General features: G+C 66.2%; 14 protein-coding genes. 5 read left to right on the forward strand and 9 right to left on the reverse strand.

Annotated features, from left to right (window positions below; all coding sequences use genetic code 11):
- The first annotated feature begins 58 nt into the window (after positions 1-58).
- A complete protein-coding gene (locus ACVRRC_RS19880; RefSeq protein ID WP_011914590.1) occupies positions 59-613 on the forward strand; it encodes an ankyrin repeat domain-containing protein in 555 nt (184 codons plus the stop codon).
- A gap of 4 nt (positions 614-617) precedes the next feature.
- On the opposite strand, the gene cynS is transcribed toward ACVRRC_RS19880, so the two are convergent.
- The 5 genes from cynS to phhA form a co-directional block, all read right to left on the reverse strand.
- Positions 618-1,067: a cyanase gene (gene cynS, locus ACVRRC_RS19885; protein WP_125849700.1), complete on the reverse strand. Its 450-nt coding sequence runs from the start codon at positions 1,065-1,067 to the stop codon at positions 618-620.
- A gap of 84 nt (positions 1,068-1,151) precedes the next feature.
- Positions 1,152-1,913 (reverse strand): phytanoyl-CoA dioxygenase family protein, encoded by a 762-nt coding sequence (locus ACVRRC_RS19890; protein WP_239330958.1) that lies wholly within the window; start codon positions 1,911-1,913, stop codon positions 1,152-1,154.
- 203 nt (positions 1,914-2,116) lie between these two features.
- Complete coding sequence (locus ACVRRC_RS19895) at positions 2,117-3,313, reverse strand: amino acid aminotransferase (RefSeq protein WP_125849704.1); 1,197 nt, start codon at positions 3,311-3,313, stop codon at positions 2,117-2,119.
- Entirely contained in the window at positions 3,313-3,669 is a 357-nt protein-coding gene (locus ACVRRC_RS19900; protein ID WP_019405301.1) for a 4a-hydroxytetrahydrobiopterin dehydratase, read from the reverse strand. Before ACVRRC_RS19900 ends, ACVRRC_RS19895 begins: the two co-directional genes overlap by 1 nt.
- 140 nt (positions 3,670-3,809) lie before the next feature.
- On the reverse strand, positions 3,810-4,595 hold the full coding sequence (gene phhA, locus ACVRRC_RS19905; protein WP_013984010.1) for a phenylalanine 4-monooxygenase: 786 nt from the start codon (positions 4,593-4,595) through the stop codon (positions 3,810-3,812).
- Positions 4,596-4,840: 245 nt separating this feature from the next.
- Between phhA and ACVRRC_RS19910 the strand changes: the two genes are divergently transcribed.
- A complete protein-coding gene (locus tag ACVRRC_RS19910) occupies positions 4,841-6,400 on the forward strand; it encodes a sigma-54-dependent phenylalanine hydroxylase transcriptional regulator PhhR (protein WP_011914584.1) in 1,560 nt (519 codons plus the stop codon).
- Positions 6,401-6,486: 86 nt separating this feature from the next.
- Here the strand turns inward: ACVRRC_RS19910 and ACVRRC_RS19915 are convergent, their stop codons facing one another.
- From ACVRRC_RS19915 to ACVRRC_RS19925, 3 genes are all read right to left on the reverse strand, one after another.
- Entirely contained in the window at positions 6,487-10,653 is a 4,167-nt protein-coding gene (locus ACVRRC_RS19915; RefSeq protein ID WP_472997404.1) for a CheR family methyltransferase, read from the reverse strand.
- A gap of 156 nt (positions 10,654-10,809) precedes the next feature.
- Positions 10,810-12,186 carry an L-serine ammonia-lyase gene (locus ACVRRC_RS19920; protein WP_472997405.1) on the reverse strand — a complete coding sequence of 459 codons (1,377 nt, stop codon included), beginning with the start codon at positions 12,184-12,186 and terminating at the stop codon, positions 10,810-10,812.
- Between the two features lie 49 nt (positions 12,187-12,235).
- Entirely contained in the window at positions 12,236-13,237 is a 1,002-nt protein-coding gene (locus tag ACVRRC_RS19925) for an NAD(P)/FAD-dependent oxidoreductase (protein ID WP_017244449.1), read from the reverse strand.
- Positions 13,238-13,649: 412 nt separating this feature from the next.
- Between ACVRRC_RS19925 and ACVRRC_RS19930 the strand changes: the two genes are divergently transcribed.
- Both ACVRRC_RS19930 and ACVRRC_RS19935 read left to right on the forward strand, forming a co-directional pair.
- A complete protein-coding gene (locus ACVRRC_RS19930) occupies positions 13,650-14,588 on the forward strand; it encodes a TRAP transporter substrate-binding protein (protein ID WP_017244448.1) in 939 nt (312 codons plus the stop codon).
- Between the two features lie 367 nt (positions 14,589-14,955).
- A complete protein-coding gene (locus ACVRRC_RS19935) occupies positions 14,956-15,954 on the forward strand; it encodes a TRAP transporter substrate-binding protein (RefSeq protein ID WP_011914579.1) in 999 nt (332 codons plus the stop codon).
- Here the strand turns inward: ACVRRC_RS19935 and ACVRRC_RS19940 are convergent.
- Positions 15,938-16,357 carry a DUF488 domain-containing protein gene (locus ACVRRC_RS19940; protein ID WP_472997457.1) on the reverse strand — a complete coding sequence of 140 codons (420 nt, stop codon included), beginning with the start codon at positions 16,355-16,357 and terminating at the stop codon, positions 15,938-15,940. The genes ACVRRC_RS19935 and ACVRRC_RS19940 overlap by 17 nt on opposite strands.
- 211 nt (positions 16,358-16,568) lie before the next feature.
- On the opposite strand from ACVRRC_RS19940, the gene ACVRRC_RS19945 reads away from it, so the two are divergent.
- Entirely contained in the window at positions 16,569-16,922 is a 354-nt protein-coding gene (locus ACVRRC_RS19945) for a hypothetical protein (protein WP_013984002.1), read from the forward strand.
- Positions 16,923-16,949 lie beyond the last annotated feature (27 nt).

Consider the following 16,949-nt stretch of genomic DNA (forward strand, 5'->3'; position numbering starts at 1 on the left):
TGCCGGTTGTTTCGACCCGGGTCGGGCGATGGCCCGGGTCTTTTTTTGTGGAGGCTATATGCAAGGTCTTTTGCTGATGGCAGCGCTGCTGTTGGGCAGCGGGGCCGCCCTGGCCGCCGATGGCCCGCTGACGGATGCTGTGGACACGCCCGAGGCGGTCCGGCAGCAGTTGCGCGACTACTTCTTCAATGCCGCGCGCTTCGGCGATAACGAGGTTCTCGACGAATTCATCCGGGCCGGTTACGACCTGAACAGCGCCGATGACAAGGGCTATACCGCCCTGATCCTGGCGGCCTACAACGGCCATGGCGAGACCGTGGAGCGCCTGCTCGCCGCCGGGGCCGATGCCTGCGCCGAGGACAAGCGCGGCAATACCGCTCTGCTCGGCGCCATCTTCAAGGGTGAGCTCGGCATCGCCAAGCGCCTGCTGGCCACCGAGTGCGATCCCAACCAGCGCAACAACGCCGGGCAGACGCCGGCGATGTACGCCGCGCTGTTCCAGCGCGAGGCATTGCTCCAGGCGCTGCGCGAGCGTGGTGCGGACCTGAATGCGGCGGACCCGTTGGGCAACAGCGTGGAAAGCCTGGCGCGCGGGGAGATCCGCACCCGCTGATCCGTCAGTAGCTCTTGTAGGGCAGGAACTTGCCGGACAGCACCACGTTGACGCGATCGCCCTTGGGGTCGCTCTGGCGCTGGATATCCATGGAGAAGTCGATGGCGCTCATGATGCCGTCACCGAACTCCTCGTGGATCAGTTCCTTGATGGTGGTGCCGTAGACGTTGACCAGCTCGTACCAGCGGTAGATCAGCGGATCGGTCGGCACCGCGGTGGGCAGGGAGCCTTTGTAGGGGACGATCTGCAGCCAGGCGACGGCTTCGTCGGAGAGTTCGAAGAGCTGCCCCAGGGTCTCGGCCTGGGCCTTGTCGAAGGCCATCTGGCCAAGGCAACCGGCGGTGGTCCACTCCTTGGACATACCGATGCTTTCGGCGGCATGCGCCCACTTCAGGCCCTTGCGTACCTTGGCGGCGACGATCATCTGGGTGACCTGTTCACGACTGCTGATCATGGCGAATCCTCATCTGGCGAATGCGAGTCAATGGCCGCGCGGGCGCGGCGGGCCTCGGTCGATGCAGGTTCGGTGCCAGGGGGTTCAGTCGTATTCGGCCGCCTCGTGCTCACCGAGCAGGCGGCGCTGGCGCGGTGTGGCGGCGGCCAGCACCTCGGGATTGAAACGGAAGTGCAGGTAGGGCGAGAACTTCTGCGCCACCATGCGCCGGCCATAGTGGATCTGCAGCAGGTAGCGGCTGCGCTCGGCGCTGCGGTTGCGGCTGCCCGCGTGCCAGAGGTCGCTGCGAAACAGCAGCATGTCGCCGGCCTTGCACAGCACGGGCTCGGCCGCGCGGCCGTGCCACTGGGTTTCACCCGGCTGCGGTTTGCGCCCGGCGCGGTGGCTGCCGGGGATCACCAGCGTCGGGCAGAGGTCGGCGTCGATGTCATCCAGATACAGGTGTGCGGTGCAGATCTGCATCGGCAGTTCGAAGGCGGGATCGGCCAGCAGGCTTTCCGGCAGCTCCATGGCCAGGTAGTCGGCATGCAGCTCGCCGCCAATAAAGCCCGGGCGGCTGCGCCAGGCGGTCTGGCCGATGATATGGCAGTCCGTCCCGAGTGCCGCCTCGGCCAGTCCGATCACCCCGGGCAGATCAAGAAAGCGCAGCCAGAACGGCGAGCGATTGAAGACGCACTTGTAGTGGTCGTCGACCAGGCCCTGGTAATCCCAGTGGATGGGTTCGAGGCCATCGATGGCTTCGCGCAGCGCCGCGATGCCCGCGGGATCGAGTACGGCAGGCAGCAGCACGAAGCCCTGCTGATGCAGGGCGGCGAGCTGTTGCCGAAGGGTGACGGAGTCGGTCATGGCGTCGGCCGGGTAGAGCGCCAGACTCCAGCATAGGCAGCTCGGCCGCGCGTTGAAAGCCGGTTGAAAGCTTGCGGCGCTACTGTGCCGGCGCTGCTGCGGCAGCCAGTCGCGTGGTCACGAGCCGCGCCTCTGCTCTCTCGCTCCGGCGCACCCGGCGGCGTCGCCAGAAGCGGCGTCACCGGCGCGCACCTTCACATCGTTCAGGCCTGCACCACCCGTGCAATGGCCCTGGCCAGATCGTCTAGGCGCTCGGCATCCAGCCCGGCGACGTTGGCGCGACCGCTTTCCACCAGATACACCGAATCTTCGGCGCGCAGCCGGCGTACCTGCTCGGCGGTCAGGCCGGTATAGGAGAACATCCCCCGCTGCCGGGCGATGTGCGCGAAGCGCTCGGCCAGCCCATAGGGCGTCAGCGCCTCGACCAGCCCCTGCCGCAGGCTGGCGATGCGCCGGCGCATGCGCTCCACCTCGTCCTGCCAGATCTGCCGCAGCGGCTCATCGGCCAGGATCGTCGCCACCACCGCGGCGCCGTGGGCCGGTGGCGTCGACCAGAGGTTGCGGGCCAGCGACGCGAGCTGGCTGCGCACGTCGAGCAGGCGCTCGGCATCGCTGGTGACGGCGATCAGCGCGCCGGTACGCTCGCGGTAGAGGCCGAAGTTCTTCGAGCAGGAACTGGTGATGAGCATCTCCGGCAGCGTTTCGGCGAACAGCCGTACCGCCCAGGCATCCTCTTCCAGTCCATCGCCGAAGCCCTGGTAGGCGAAGTCGAACAGCGGCAGCAATTCGCGCGCGCGCACCACGTCCAGCACCCGCAGCCAGTCGTCGTGATTCAGGTCGAAGCCGGTGGGGTTGTGGCAGCAGGCGTGCAGCAGCACCACGTCGCCAGGCGGCACCTGTTGCAGCGTGGCGAGCATGCCGTCGACATCGAGGCGGTTGTCGGCACCGACGTAGGGGTAGTGCTGCACGCGCAGGCCGGCGGCGGCGAACAGGGTTTCGTGGATCGGCCAGGTGGGATCGCTCAGCCAGATGCTGCGCCCTGGCAGGCATTTGGCGATGAACTCGCCGGCCAGGCGCAGCGCGCCGGTGCCGCCCGGCGCCTGGGTGCAGCCGGCACGCTGCTCGCCGAGGGCAATGGCGCGGCTACCGAGCACCTGACGCAGCAAGAGGGCACCGAACTGGGCGTCGCCGTGGCCGCCGATGTAGCTCTTGGTCTGCTCGCTGTCCAGCAGGCGCTGCTCGGCCAGCTTCACCGCGCGCGGGATCGGCGTCAGGCCCTGGGCGTCCTTGTAGACGCCGACGCCGAGGTCGAGCTTGGCCGGGTTGGTGTCGGCGCGATACAGGTCCATCAGGCCGAGGATCGGGTCGCCGGGCACGCGGGGAATCTGGCCGAAGTGCATTACTTGCGGCCCTCCGCGCTGGCGGCGAGCTGGTCGGTGCGGGCGGCCATGATGAAGTCGTTGCGGTGCAGGCCGCGCATCTCGTGGCTCCACCAGGTGACGGTGACCTTGCCCCACTCGGTGAGCAGGGCGGGATGGTGGCCGACTTCCTCGGCGATGGCGCCGACTGCGTTGGTAAAGGCCAGGGCGTGGCGGAAGTTGCGGAACAGGAAGACACGTTCCAGCTCCATGTGGTCGCCGCGCACTTCGATGTTCCAGTCGGGGATTTCGCGGATCAGCTCGGCCAGTTCTTCATCGGACACCTTGGGTGCATCGGCGCGGCAGGATTCGCATTGGGCTTGGGCGAGGGCGGTCATGGTGTAGGTCCCTTTCTTGATGATCGAAGTCGTTTTTGAAGGTTGAAGCTTAGGCAAGAGGGCGGGCTGACGCCCACCCTGTCGAACGGATGACGGCCGTGGTGAGCCTCAGCCCACCACGAGCGCCGCACAGGGCCGAATCATGCCGCCTTCGGCGGAAACTTCGGCTGGTGCAGGCCCATGCGCATGGCCTCGCGCACCATCGCCATGATGTCCTGCTGGGCGAGGTCGAACAGCTGCTTGAGGTCCGGCAGGACGAAGTACAGCGGCTGCAGGATGTCGATGCGATAGGGCGTGCGCATCGCCTCCAGCGGGTCGAACGGCTGGTGCTCGGGTTCGGCGGACAGGCTGTAGAGCGTTTCCTTCGGCGAGGAAAGGATGCCGCCGCCATAGATGCGCCGGCCGGCGGGCGTATCCACCAGGCCGAACTCGACGGTCATCCAGTACAGGCGGGCGAGGAACACCCGCTCCTCCTTGCTGGCCTCGAGGCCGAGCTGGCCGTAGGTGTGGGTGAATTCGGCGAACCAGGGGTTGGTCAGCAGCGGGCAGTGACCGAAGATCTCGTGGAAGATGTCCGGCTCCTGCAGGTAGTCCAGCTCTTCCGGGGTGCGGATAAAGGTCGCGACGGGGAAACGCTTGCTCGCCAGCAGTTCGAAAAAGCGTTGGAAGGGGATCAGCGCCGGTACGCGCTCCACTTGCCATCCCGTGGTGGCGGCCAGCACGCGGTTGATCTCGCCGAGCTGCGGGATGCGCTCGTGGGGCAGGGCGAGCTGGTCGAGGCCGTCGAGGTATTCCTGGCAGGCGCGCCCGTCGAGCAGTTTCAGCTGACGCTCGACCAGCGTCTGCCACACCGCGTGCTCGGCGTCGGGGTAATGAATATGCCCCTGCGCGTCCGGTTCGCGGGCTACGTAGTGGGTGGTCTTCATCGCTTCTCCTGGGCCGCTTGGGCATCTTGTTGTTGCCCTCATTCGAACGCGAAGGCGTGCCGCAGGGGAGAGGCGCTGTGGCGCAATGTCGCATGTGCGTGGTGTTGCGCTGTAAGAAATCCATGACAGAGAGGTCGGCAGCTGGATCGGCGGCGTTGCCAATCGAGCAAACTGTCAAATAATCTTGACGATAATTTGCGCTGCACTGCAGCGCCGGCCCCACAACAAGACAACAGGGCTCCGCCATGCGTATCAAAATTCTCTGCCAGAACCGCGTCGGCATTCTGCGCGACATGCTCAACCTGCTGGTGGATTACGGCATCAACGTGGCCCGCGGCGAGGTGGGCGGCGAGCAGGGCAATGCCGTCTACCTGCACTGCCCCAACCTGATGAACCTGCAGTTGCAGGCGCTACGGCCGAAGATCGAGGCGCTGCCCGGCGTGTTCGAGCTGCGCAAGGTCAGCCTGATGCCCAGCGAGCGGCATTCCCTGGAACTCAATGCACTGCTCGGCGCGCTGGAATTCCCCGTCCTCTCCATCGACATGAGCGGTGCCATCGTTGCCGCCAACCGTGCCGCTGCGCAGCTGCTCGGCGTGCGCGTCGACGAGGTCCCGGGCATGAGCCTGTCGCGCTACGCCGAGGACTTCGACCTGCCGGAACTGGTGCGCGCCAACAAGGCGCGGATCAACGGGCTGCGGGTGAAAATCAAGGGCGATGTGTTCCTCGCCGACATCGCCCCGCTGCAATCCGAACACGACGACAGCGAGGCGCTGGCCGGCGCGGTGCTGACCCTGCATCGCGCCGACCGGGTCGGTGAACGCATCTACCAGGTGCGCAAGCAGGAGCTGCGCGGCTTCGACAGCATCTTCCAGAGCTCGAAAGTGATGGCCGCGGTGGTGCGCGAGGCGCGGCGCATGGCACCGCTGGATGCGCCGCTGCTGATCGAGGGCGAGACCGGCACCGGCAAGGAACTGCTGGCGCGCGCCTGTCACCTGTCGAGCCCGCGTGGGCAGTCACCCTTCATGGCGCTCAACTGCGCCGGCCTGCCGGAGTCGATGGCCGAGACCGAGCTGTTCGGCTACGGCCCCGGCGCCTTCGAGGGCGCGCGGCCGGAAGGCAAGCTCGGCCTGCTGGAGCTGACCGCAGGCGGTACGCTGTTTCTCGATGGCGTCGGCGAGATGAGCCCGCGGCTGCAGGCCAAGCTGCTGCGCTTCCTGCAGGACGGCGGCTTCCGCCGGGTCGGCAGCGACGAAGAGGTCTATCTGGATGTGCGGGTGATCTGCGCGACCCAGGTGGACCTGTCCGAGCTCTGCGCCAAGGGTGAATTTCGCCAGGACCTGTATCACCGGCTCAACGTGTTGTCGCTGCACATTCCGCCGCTGCGCGATTGTCTGGACGGACTGCAGCCGCTGGCGCTGCACTTCATCGATCAGGCCAGCCGGCAGATCGGCTGTGCGCTGCCGACGCTCTCGCCGCAGGCGCTGGAGCGCCTGGCCGGCTATCACTGGCCGGGCAACGTGCGGCAGCTGGAGAACACCCTGTTCCAGGCGGTTTCGCTGTGCGAGGGCGGCATCATCAAGTCCGAGCACATCCGTCTGCCGGGCTACGGCGCGGCGCAGCCACTGGGTGATTTTTCGCTGGAGGGCGACCTGGCCAGCATCGTCGGGCGCTTCGAGAAGGCCGTGCTGGAGGGGCTGTACAAGCAGTTTCCGAGCAGCCGTCAGCTGGGCAAGCGCCTTGGCGTGTCGCATACCACCATCGCCAACAAGCTGCGCGAGCATGGCGTGGGCAGGGCCGACGGCTGAGGCCTGCTGGCGGCCGCGCAGAGCGCTTCATGCTCGGCGGGAGCATGAACGTCCGCGAGCCATCAACCTGCTACCGAGCGTGGCAGTCAGTGCACCGCCTGGCTCACCGCGTCGATCAGCGCCTGCAGGTCGATGGGTTTGCGCAGGTGCAGGGTGAAGCCCGCGGCCATGGCCTTTTCCACGTCGCGCAAGGTGCCGTAGCCGGTCAGGGCGATGCTCGGGGTGTCCCGATTGGCGCCCTGCTGGCGGATGATGGCCATCATCTTGTGGCCGTCGATCTCCGGCATGCCGATGTCGGAGACGATCACATCGAACGGCGTCTGCTCGGCCAGCTCGATGGCCCGCGCACCGCCGTCGGCAGTGGTGACCTCGGCGCCCTCGCTTTGCAGCAGCTCGCACATGGTTTCGAGGATGTCCGGCGAGTCGTCCACCAGCAGGATGCGGATGCCCCTGAGCCCACCGGCGTCATCGGCATTGGCCAGGTCGCTGAGTTCGAGTTCGGTCTGCAGATGCACCGGCAGCCAGACGCTGAAGCGCGCGCCGCGGCCGATGCCTTCCGAATAGGCCTCGATGCGCCCGTTGTGCGCCTCGACCAGCTGCTTGACCAGCGCCAGGCCAATGCCCAGCCCGTGCTTGGCACGCTGCGCATGCTGCATCTCGGCCTGGCCAAACATATCGAAGACCTTGGGCAGAAAGTCGGCGCTGATGCCTTCGCCGGTGTCGATGACGTCGAGCCGGGCCTGGTCGCCCTCGCGCTCGAGTTGCATGCAGATGCGTTCGCCACCCTTGGAGAACTTCCAGGCGTTGTTCAGCAGGTTCCAGATGATCTGGTCCAGGCGTGTCGGGTCGGCCTGGATGTAGATGGGGGCGTCCGGCTTGAAGCTCTCGAAGCTGATGTTCTCGCTCTGTGCCAGCGGCGCGAACACCGCTTCGATGCCGCGCAGCACGTCCTGATAGCGCAGCGTGGCGAAGTGCAGCTTGAGCTTGCCGGTGCGGATGCGCGAGACATCCATCAGGTCGTCGATGATCCTCGACTGGCTGCGCACCGCGTTCTGGATCGACTGCGTCGCCTTGTGCAGGCTCGGGTTGTTCTTCACCGCCTGAGAGCGGGCGACCAGGTCGGTGTTGAGCTGGATGAGGTTCAACGGGTGCTTCAGCTCGTGGGAGAGTACGGCGAAGAACTGGTCCTTCTGCAGGTTGGCCGCTTGCACACTCTCCAGTTCGTTCTGCTGTTCGGAGCTGCGCTGGCGTTCCTCGGTGAGGTCGCGGGCGATCTTGGCGAAGCCGATGACCTTGCCCGTACCATCCACCAGTGGATTGAGCAGGCCGCTGAGGAAGCACCGACTGCCATCGCGGCGGGCGTGCCAGCGCTCGTCCGTGGCCTGGCCATGTTGCAGTGCGCGCTGGCGTTCGGCTTCCGGAACACCGGCCTGGCGATCCTGCTCGGTGTAGATGATGTCCACCGTCTGGCCGAGCACTTCGGTTTCGCGGTAACCCAGGATCAGCTCGGCACCGCAGTTCCAGGTGGTGATCAGGCCGTCACAGTCCAGGGTGATGATGGCGTAGCCCTTGGTGCTCTGCGCCAGCAGCTTGAGGTGGGCTTCGCCGGCGCGTAGCTCTTCCTCGGCCCGGCGGCGGTCGCTGATGTCGATGAAGGTCAGCACGGCGCCTTCGATGCGGTCGTCCAGCGTGCGATAGGGCAGGAAGCGCGCCAGGTACCAGTGCTGGCCCTCGCGGTCGCGCACCTCGCGCTCGACCAGGTGCAGCTCTTCGAAGGCTTCGGCGGCGTCCTTGGCCAGCAGCGGGTAGTCCAGCCGATGGGTGATGTCGAACAGCGAACGGCCGGCATCGTTGCCGATCACGTTGAAGATGTCCCTGGCACGCGGGGTGAACCACTTGATGCGCATCTTGCGGTCGACGAAGACCGTGGCGATGTCGGTGGAGGAGATCAGGTTCTGCAGGTCGTCGTTGATCTTGCTGGTCTCGTCGACCTTGCTCTTGAGCTCGTAGTTGACGGTGGTGAGTTCTTCGTTGATCGACTGCAGCTCTTCCTTGCTGGTTTCCAGCTCCTCGGTGGCCGAGCGCAATTCCTCGTTGATCGCCTGCAGCTCCTCGTTGGAGGCGCGCAGTTCCTCGGTGGAGGTTTCCGAGTGCTCCATGGTGATCTGCAGGCGCTCCTTGGTGTGCTGCAGTTCCGCCTCGAGCTGGGTCAGCACGCTGTCCTTGGTGTCCGGATCCTCCAGTGTGCTGCTGTCCATGCAGGCTTCCACTTCGTCGAACAGCACCAGCATGTAGTCGCTGCCTGCCTCGTTGTCGCGGAACGGGCGCACCACCATGTTCACATAGTAGCTGCGGCCGTCGCGCTCCAGACGCACGCGCCGAGCCTCGACGCTCTTGCCGGTGTGGGCGGCCTGGTACAGCGCGGTGCGCAGTTCGAGGCGCAACTGGGGATGCACCAGGGTGGTCAGGTTCAATGAGGGCTCGCCACCGACATAGCGCAGGAAGTTCCCGGCGCGGTCGGACATGTGCACGATCTCCGCCTCCTGGTTGACGATGACGCTGGGCGGCGCGTACTGCTCGAGCGCGCGCTGGTGCACGTCGGCGAAGGAGAACTTGCGGTGGCGCCGGTGCGGCTCGCTGAACGGCGGGCGCGGCGGCGTGCTGAGGGTGAAGCCGTGCACCGGGCCGAGGGGCGCGCGGCGCAGCGAGGAGCCCACTTCCTTGGCGCGGTAGATGCGGTTCTTCTTGTCCACCGCGGTGAACAGCTGGCTGCAGACGTCGGCGGTTTCGGAGCTGCCGAGAAACAGGTAGCCACCGGGGTTGAGGGCGAAGTGGAACATGCGCAGCACTTCGATCTGGATGTCGCGGTCCAGGTAGATCATCAGGTTGCGGCAGGAGATCAGGTCGAGCCGCGAGAATGGCGGGTCGCGCAGGATGTTGTGACGGGCGAAGAGGATTCGCTCGCGCAGCTCCTTCTGCAGGCGCAGCTGGTTCTGATCCTTGACGAAGTACTGGCGCAGTCGGGCCGGGGTGACGTCGGTGACGATGGCCTCGGGGTAGACGCCGGCGCGCGCGGTTTCCAGGGCGCGATCGTCGATGTCGGTGGCGAACAGCTGGGTCTGGATGTCGACCCCGCTGTGGGCGGCCTGGTCGGTGAGCAGCATGGCCAGCGAATAGGCTTCCTCGCCGGTGGAGCAGGCCGCGGCCCAGACCCGCAGAGCGCGGTCATCGGTGGCGAGCTTCTGCTCGAACAGCACGGGGATGATGTCGCGTTCCAGCGCCTCGAAGGCCTCGCGGTCGCGGAAGAAGTTGGTCACGCCGATCAGCATGTCGGCCAGCAGTGCCGGGGTTTCCTCCGGGTTGCCCTGCAGGTACCGGGCATAGCTGGGCATGTCGGGCAGGGCATTGACCTGCATGCGCCGTTCGATGCGGCGCAGCACCGTGGCCAGCTTGTAATGGCGGAAATCGTGGCCGGTGCGGGTGCGCAGCGCGGCGAGGATCTCGCGCAGCGCCAGCTCGTTGGGCTTGGACTGGGGTTGCGCCTGGATGTAGTACATCTCGCCCGGCTCGACCGCGGGGTGCTCGCCGTCTTCGGGCGCCGGCACCGGGCGGAACTGCTCGAGCAGCGTCTGCATGTTGCGGCGCAGTTCGACCAGCTTCTGCGCGATGTCGGCCACCGGCAGAACGATGTCGACCATGCCGGTTTCGATGGCGCTGCGCGGCATCGACTCGAACTCCGAATCACCGGGTTCCTGCGCCAGGGTGATGCCGCCCTGTTCCTTGATGCGCGACAGCCCCACCGAGCCGTCGGCACCGCTGCCGGAAAGCACGATGCCGATGGCGTGGGTGTGGTGGGTGTCGGCCAGCGTGCGGAAGAACAGGTCGATGGCCACCTGCACGCCACGCTCGCGCTGCGGCTCGGTCAGGCGCAGGTAGCCGTCGTTCATCGACAGGTCCAGCGCCGGGGGAATCACGTAGATGTGGTTACGCTCGATGGGCGTCGGCTGGGTGACCTGCAGCACCGGCATGCGGGTCGCCTTCTGCAGGATCTGGTCGGCCTTGCTCTCGTGTTTGGGCGAGAGGTGCATGATCACCACGAAGGCCATGCCGCAATCGGCCGGCATGCTTTCGAACAGCGTGATAAGCGCCTTGAGGCCGCCCGCCGAGGCGCCGATACCGACCACCGGAAACTGCAGCGTGCTGCGGGTCAGGTTGCTGTTCTTCGGCACGGACGGCTCAGGGCTGGTACTCATCGAATCCTCGGGTGCATTGGGACTTCCGGGCATTAAAGGGCAGACAGCAGAACGAAGCAGGGAGTCCATCGCTGCCGAGCAGTGCTGCCGAACGGATGATACGGCTTTGCGCACGCGATTACTGTGCGGCCGGCTCGCGTGGCGCGGCCCATGTCCTCAGCACTCGATGATGTTCACCGCCAGACCGCCGCGGGCGGTTTCCTTGTACTTGCTCTTCATGTCGGCGCCGGTCTGGCGCATGGTGCGGATCACCTTGTCCAGCGAGATGAAGTGTCGGCCATCGCCGCGCAAGGCCATGCGCGCGGCGTTGATCGCCTTCACCGCGCCCATGGCGTTGCGCTCGATGCAGGGCACCTGCACCAGCCCGCCGACCGGGTCGCAGGTCAGCCCGAGGTTGTGTTCCATGCCGATTTCGGCGGCGTTCTCGACCTGTTGTGGCGTGCCGCCGAGCACTTCGCACAGGGCGCCGGCAGCCATCGAACAGGCCACGCCTACCTCGCCCTGGCAGCCCACCTCGGCGCCGGAAATCGAAGCGTTCTCCTTGTAGAGGATGCCGATGGCGGCGGCGGTGAGCAGGAAGCGCACCACGCCGTCCTCGTCCGCACCCGGGACGAAGCGCATGTAGTAATGCAGCAGCGCCGGAATGATGCCCGCCGCGCCATTGGTGGGCGCCGTGACCACGCGCCCGCCGCTGGCGTTTTCCTCGTTGACCGCCAGCGCATAGAGATCGACCCAGTCGAGCACGTTGAGCGCATCGCGCAGGTTGGCCTCGGGGTGTTCGCTGAGCTGGCGATACAGGCCCGCCGCGCGGCGACGCACCTTGAGGCCGCCGGGCATCACGCCTTCGGTACGGCAGCCGGCCTCGACGCAGTCCTGCATGACCTGCCAGATGCGCAGCAGGCCACTGCGGGTCTCTGCTTCCGGCCGCCAGGCGGCCTCGTTGGCGAGCATCAGCTGGCTGATGGACAGCCCATGGGCAGCGCAGTGATCGAGCAGCTCGGCGGCGCTGCGAAAGGGGTAGGCCAGCGCGGTGGCGTCCTCGACGATGCGATCACTGCCGGCGGCCTGCTCGTCGACCACGAATCCGCCTCCCACCGAGTAGTACTCGCGGCTACAGAGCTGCAGGCCGGCGGCGTCGAAGGCGCGGAAGATCAGACCGTTGGGGTGGAAGGGCAGCGGCCGGCGGATGAAGGCCAGCTGCGCCCGGCTGTCGAACGGGATCGGGTACTCGCCGAGCAGGCGCAGTTCGCCACGCTCGCGGATCGTCGCCAGGCGCGCCGGGATGCTGTCGGTATCCACCGATTCGGGATGTTCGCCCTCCAGCCCGAGCAGCACGGCCTTGTCGCTGCCGTGGCCCTTGCCGGTAGCGCCGAGCGAGCCGTACAGCTCGACCTTGATGGTGCGGGTCGCTGCCAGCTGCTCGTCACGGCGCAGGCCTTCGGCAAAGCGCAGGGCGGCGCGCATCGGGCCCACCGTGTGCGAACTGGACGGGCCGATACCGATCTTGAACAGGTCGAAGACACTGAGGGACATTGGGAGGCTCCAGGCGAGGCTTGTATAAGCCTAGACCCTCGGCCGCCCGTCAAGGTTGATCGGGAAGGCTTTCGTTGTCGTTCCGGGCGGTCGCGGCGCCGGGCTGGTCCGCGGCCTGGCGCGAGCCGCCCCAGGGGTTGGCCTCCAGGCTGTTGTGCACTGCGGTCGCGGCCTGCGCGGCCTGGCCGATGGCGACGCTGATCTGCTTCAGGCCCAGGGTCACGTCACCGATGGCATAGAGGCCGCGCAGCGAGGTCTGCAGGTGCTGGTCCACCTTCACACCGCCGCATTCGTCGCAGTCCAGACCCAGCTGCAGCGCCAGCTCCGAGCGAAAGCGTGCGCCCAGGCTGGGGTAGATGATGTCGAAATTGTGCCGCTCGCCGCGGCAGGTCAGCAGGTCGATGCCGTTCTCGCAGGGCTGCATGGACTCGACCCGGTCGCCGATCACGCGGATGGCGTAGTGCTCGGCCAGGGCGATGGCCTGTTCGCATGCCGCCTGGTCGCCGTGCACCACGACGGTGACCCGGTCGGTGAAGGTGCGCAGGAACACCGCGTGGGTGATGGCGCTTTCCGCTTCGCCGTAGACCGCAACGTTGTCGCCATCGACCTCATAGCCATCGCAGATCGCGCACAGCCTCACCTTGCCGGCGTGAATGGCCGGCTCGATGTCGGGCATGTCCGGCAGCCGGTCCTCGATGCCGGTGGCGAGGATGATCCGCCGGGTGATGCAGCTGCGCTCGCCGTAACGCACGCTGAAGCCCTCGACATGCGGCTCGATGTGCTCGACCTGGCCGTGCTCCAGGCGTGCGCCATAGCCAGCGGCCTGTTCGCGCAGCCTGGCCAGCAGGTCGTTGCCGCTGATGCCCGGTGGAAAGCCCGGGTAGTTGCGCGACCGCGGTATCCACGCGGCGCGGCTGCTGCCGGCATCGACCACCAGACAGCTGCGTCGGAAGCGCGCCAGGTACAGCGCGGCGGTGAGGCCGGCGGGACCGCCGCCGACGATCAGGCAGTCGGTCACGGCGGTTTGCGGGTTCGCTTGCTCGGGGGGCATGGCGTTGGCCGGTGGCGGGTGGTTGCCAGTAGAAGGGGGGCGTGACGAGAAAGTTCGGTCCGGCCGATGGATGCAATGTGCGGTTTTGAGAGCTGGTTGGAGCTTCAACCCTTGTGCCAGAGCCGTCGATGGCCAAAACTGCGCGGCTCGGTGACCGTCGGGTCCAACCCGTACCGATCGGTCACCGCCATTCCAATAAAGACCAGCCTGCGGCTCCGCTCGCGGTGCACTGGTCCCCTCGCTGTACCCCAGCCTCGCCACACCCGGCGCCGGCTGAACCATATCGAATTGCAAACACCACTCGAACGGTGCTCACGAGGCGCCGTGTCGGGCTTATTTCCCGTGGGGGTAGATCGTGTTCAAGTCTCTGGTTGTTGCGCCCTGTGCGGCGCTGTTGCTCATGCTTTCGCCAATGGCCGCGAAAGCCGCCGAGCCCATCGTCATCAAGTTCGCCCATGTGGTGGCGGACGACACGCCCAAGGGCAAGGGCGCACTGCTTTTCCAGAAGCTGGTGCGCCAGCGCCTGGCCGGTCAGGTGGATGTCGAGGTGTACCCGAACTCGACGCTGGTCGGCGATGCCGACGAAATGCAGGCGCTGCTGGACAACAAGGTGCAGATGCTGGCGCCATCGCTCTCCAAGCTCATCGAGTATTCGCCGAAGCTGGAGGTATTCGACCTGCCCTTCCTGTTCGATGACGACGCCGCGGTTGCGCGCTTCCAGAAGCGCGAGGCCAGCCGTGAGCTGCTGCGTTCGATGGCCGGGCGCGGCATCTACGGCCTGGCCTACTGGAACAACGGCCTGAAGCAGATGACCGCCAGCCAGCCGCTGCGCAACCCGGCCGATGCCGCGGGTCTGGCCTTCCGTATCCAGCCCTCGCCAGTGCTCGAGGCGCAGTTCGCCGCGGTCGACGCCAAGGCCGTGCGCCTGCCGTTCTCCGAGGTGTCCAAGGCCATGCAGAGCGGCACGGTGCAGGGAACCGAAGGGCCCTGGTCGAACCTGCGCGGGCAGAGCGCCGCCGGCAAGCCGAGCTACGTTACCGAGACCAATCACGGGGTGCTCAACTACATGCTGGTGGCCAACTCCGAGTTCTGGACCAGCATTCCCTTCGCGCTGCGCTCGGAGCTGGAGAACATCGTTCTTGAAGTCACCCAGACGGTGAACGCCGAGGCGGCGGCGATCAACCAGCGCGAACGCGAACAACTGATCGCCAGCGGCAGTGCCACGCTGGTCACCCTGACGCCGGAACAGCGCCAGGCCTGGCGCACGAAGATGCAGCCGGTGTGGAAGTCGTTCGAAAGCCAGATCGGCGCGGACATCATGCGCGCCGCGCTGACCGTCAACCGCCGCTGAGCTCCACGGCTCCGGTTCACCGGCCGGAGCCGCCCAGCCCAGAGCGCTGCGATGAGCCTGATCAGGCTCGTCGCCGGGCTTTCATGCGCCAGCAAAACGCCATTTTGAGAGCTGGTCGCACTTTCTGGCCTTGTGCCATCTGCGGCGTTCCCTAAGACTTTCGTATAGCTGCGGATGGCTCTCGCGCCGCATTCACCGCAGCGGCATTCCAAGAAAGGCCAGCGACGACCGCGGCACGCGTGTCGATCGGGCCACCTCAGCAAAAGACCCTTGGCGTTGCGCGTCAGCGGGCCTTTTCAATCCATATCGACTAACCACTCGGACGGTGCTCACGAGGCGCCTTCGGGCTTTTCCCATTGGGGGTTGGATGTACAAGTCTTGTGTCGCTGCGCTGGTCGCAGCCCTGTATTGGTTGAGTGCTCCCGTAATGGCTGCCGAAGGCGGGCCGATCGTCATTAAGTTCGCCCACGTGGTGGCGGACGACACCCCCAAGGGCAAGGGGGCGTTGTTGCTCAAGCAGCTGGTCGAGGAGCGTATGGCCGGCAAGGTGAAGGTCGAGGTCTATCCGAACTCGACGCTGGTGGGCGACGCCGACGAGATGCAGGCGCTGTTCGACAACAAGGTGCAGCTGCTGGCGCCGTCGATGTCGAAGTTCGCGCCCTACACCAAGAAACTGCAAGTGTTCGATCTGCCGTTCCTGTTCGATGACGCCGAGGCGCTGCAGCGTTTCCAGAAGCGCGAGGCCGCGCGCCAGCTGCTGCGCTCCATGGCCGATCACGGCGTCTACGGCCTGGCCTACTGGAACAACGGCCTGAAGCAGCTCTCAGCCACGGCGCCGCTGCGCAAGCCGAGCGATGCGGCGGGTCTGGCCTTCCGTATCCAGCCCTCGCCGGTGCTTGAGGCGCAGTTCGCGGCGGTCGGTGCCAAGTCGGTGGTGCTGCCGTTCGCCAAGGTCTACGAGTCGCTCAAGGGCGGCGTGGTGCAGGGGGCCGAGAACCCCTGGTCGAACATCCTCAGCCAGAACATGCACAGCGTTCAGCCGTACATCACCGAAACCAACCACGGTGTGCTCGACTACATGCTGATCACCAACAACGAATTCTGGCTGAGCATGCCGTTCGCCGTGCGTTCGGAGCTGGAGGGCATCATTCTCGAGGTCACCCAGGCGGTGAATCGTGAGGCTGCGGCAGTCAATCGGCGCGACCGCGATCGCATCCTGGCCAGCGGCAGCAGCCAGCTGATCACCCTCACGCCGGAAGAACGCCAGGCCTGGCGCGAGCAGATGCTGCCGGTATGGAAAACCTACGAGGCCGAAATCGGTGCGGACCTGATTCGCGCCGCGATGACGGTCAATCGTCGCCGCTGAGGCCGCGATCGAGTTCGCCGGCCATGCAGGCCGGCGAGCTCGGGCGGTTCAGCCGCTCACCCTCCTGCTCCAGCCATTCGGCCAGTACCCGTGCGTTGTTCTGGTGCTCATCCCGAGCCGCGTAGACCAGCGTCAGGGTGCCCCCTTCGGCCATCTCCAGCAGTGGCCACCAGTGCTCCGGATGCGCCGCCAGCTCGCTGCGGTAGCGCCGGCGGAACTCGGCGAAGTTCAGCGTGCCGTTCTTGAACGCCCTGCGCAGCTCGGTCGATGGCGCCAGATCCGCCAGCCAGGCTTCTAGCGCCAACCCTTGACGATCGCAGCCCCGCGGCCATAGCCGGTCGACCAGTATCCGGCGGCCGTCCGTGACCTCGGCGGGTGCATAGGCGCGTTTGCACTGAATTATCACCAGACCTCCCTCGTTATCGGTAATCCAGCCTAGACCGTTCGTTAGCTGAGGTGTGGTTTATTTTACTGGTAAAAGGGTAAATAAGACCCTATGCGATTGGGTTTTGACAACCATCTAATGCATATCTTTATGATTTAAAAGGAGTAAAAAGCGGCACGCTTTCTGAAGTGAAGCCTTGGCGGCAAATCAATCACGACAGGAGCATTACATGAAAAGCGCAAAGGTTCTGGTGGCGGCAGCGGCAATCCTGGCAAGCGGACTGGCCAGTGCGGACGAGATTCTGGAAGTGCACAAGGACCGCGCCGTCGGTGGCGGCTTCGGTGGGCTCAGCGGCTTCATGATCGGGGCCGCAGCGGGCGGCCCAATCGGGGCGCTGATCGGTGGCGGGGTCGGGTATCTGATGGGGCAGGGCACGCAGCAGGCCGCCGGGCTGGAGCAGACGCTGTATGTGGTCAAGCGCGAGGATGGCAGCATCGCCCGCATCCGCACTTCGGATGACCGCTTTCTGCAGGGTCAGCACATCGAGCGCGATGGCGCGCGGGTCACCGCGTCGACCCGCTGATGCACGGCGGCTGGTCCGCCGGCCGTC

This window comes from Stutzerimonas sp. LR2, assembly GCF_055755175.1.

Bases quoted from the DNA above. Each gene is read 5' to 3' on its own strand.
- ACVRRC_RS19880 (WP_011914590.1), top strand. From the start codon at position 59: ATGCAAGGTCTTTTGCTGATGGCAGCGCTGCTGTTGGGCAGCGGGGCC.
- cynS (WP_125849700.1), bottom strand. From the start codon at position 1,067: ATGATCAGCAGTCGTGAACAGGTCACCCAGATGATCGTCGCCGCCAAG.
- ACVRRC_RS19890 (WP_239330958.1), bottom strand. From the start codon at position 1,913: ATGACCGACTCCGTCACCCTTCGGCAACAGCTCGCCGCCCTGCATCAG.
- ACVRRC_RS19895 (WP_125849704.1), bottom strand. From the start codon at position 3,313: ATGCACTTCGGCCAGATTCCCCGCGTGCCCGGCGACCCGATCCTCGGC.
- ACVRRC_RS19900 (WP_019405301.1), bottom strand. From the start codon at position 3,669: ATGACCGCCCTCGCCCAAGCCCAATGCGAATCCTGCCGCGCCGATGCA.
- phhA (WP_013984010.1), bottom strand. From the start codon at position 4,595: ATGAAGACCACCCACTACGTAGCCCGCGAACCGGACGCGCAGGGGCAT.
- ACVRRC_RS19910 (WP_011914584.1), top strand. From the start codon at position 4,841: ATGCGTATCAAAATTCTCTGCCAGAACCGCGTCGGCATTCTGCGCGAC.
- ACVRRC_RS19915 (WP_472997404.1), bottom strand. From the start codon at position 10,653: ATGAGTACCAGCCCTGAGCCGTCCGTGCCGAAGAACAGCAACCTGACC.
- ACVRRC_RS19920 (WP_472997405.1), bottom strand. From the start codon at position 12,186: ATGTCCCTCAGTGTCTTCGACCTGTTCAAGATCGGTATCGGCCCGTCC.
- ACVRRC_RS19925 (WP_017244449.1), bottom strand. From the start codon at position 13,237: ATGCCCCCCGAGCAAGCGAACCCGCAAACCGCCGTGACCGACTGCCTG.
- ACVRRC_RS19930 (WP_017244448.1), top strand. From the start codon at position 13,650: ATGGCCGCGAAAGCCGCCGAGCCCATCGTCATCAAGTTCGCCCATGTG.
- ACVRRC_RS19935 (WP_011914579.1), top strand. From the start codon at position 14,956: ATGTACAAGTCTTGTGTCGCTGCGCTGGTCGCAGCCCTGTATTGGTTG.
- ACVRRC_RS19945 (WP_013984002.1), top strand. From the start codon at position 16,569: ATGAAAAGCGCAAAGGTTCTGGTGGCGGCAGCGGCAATCCTGGCAAGC.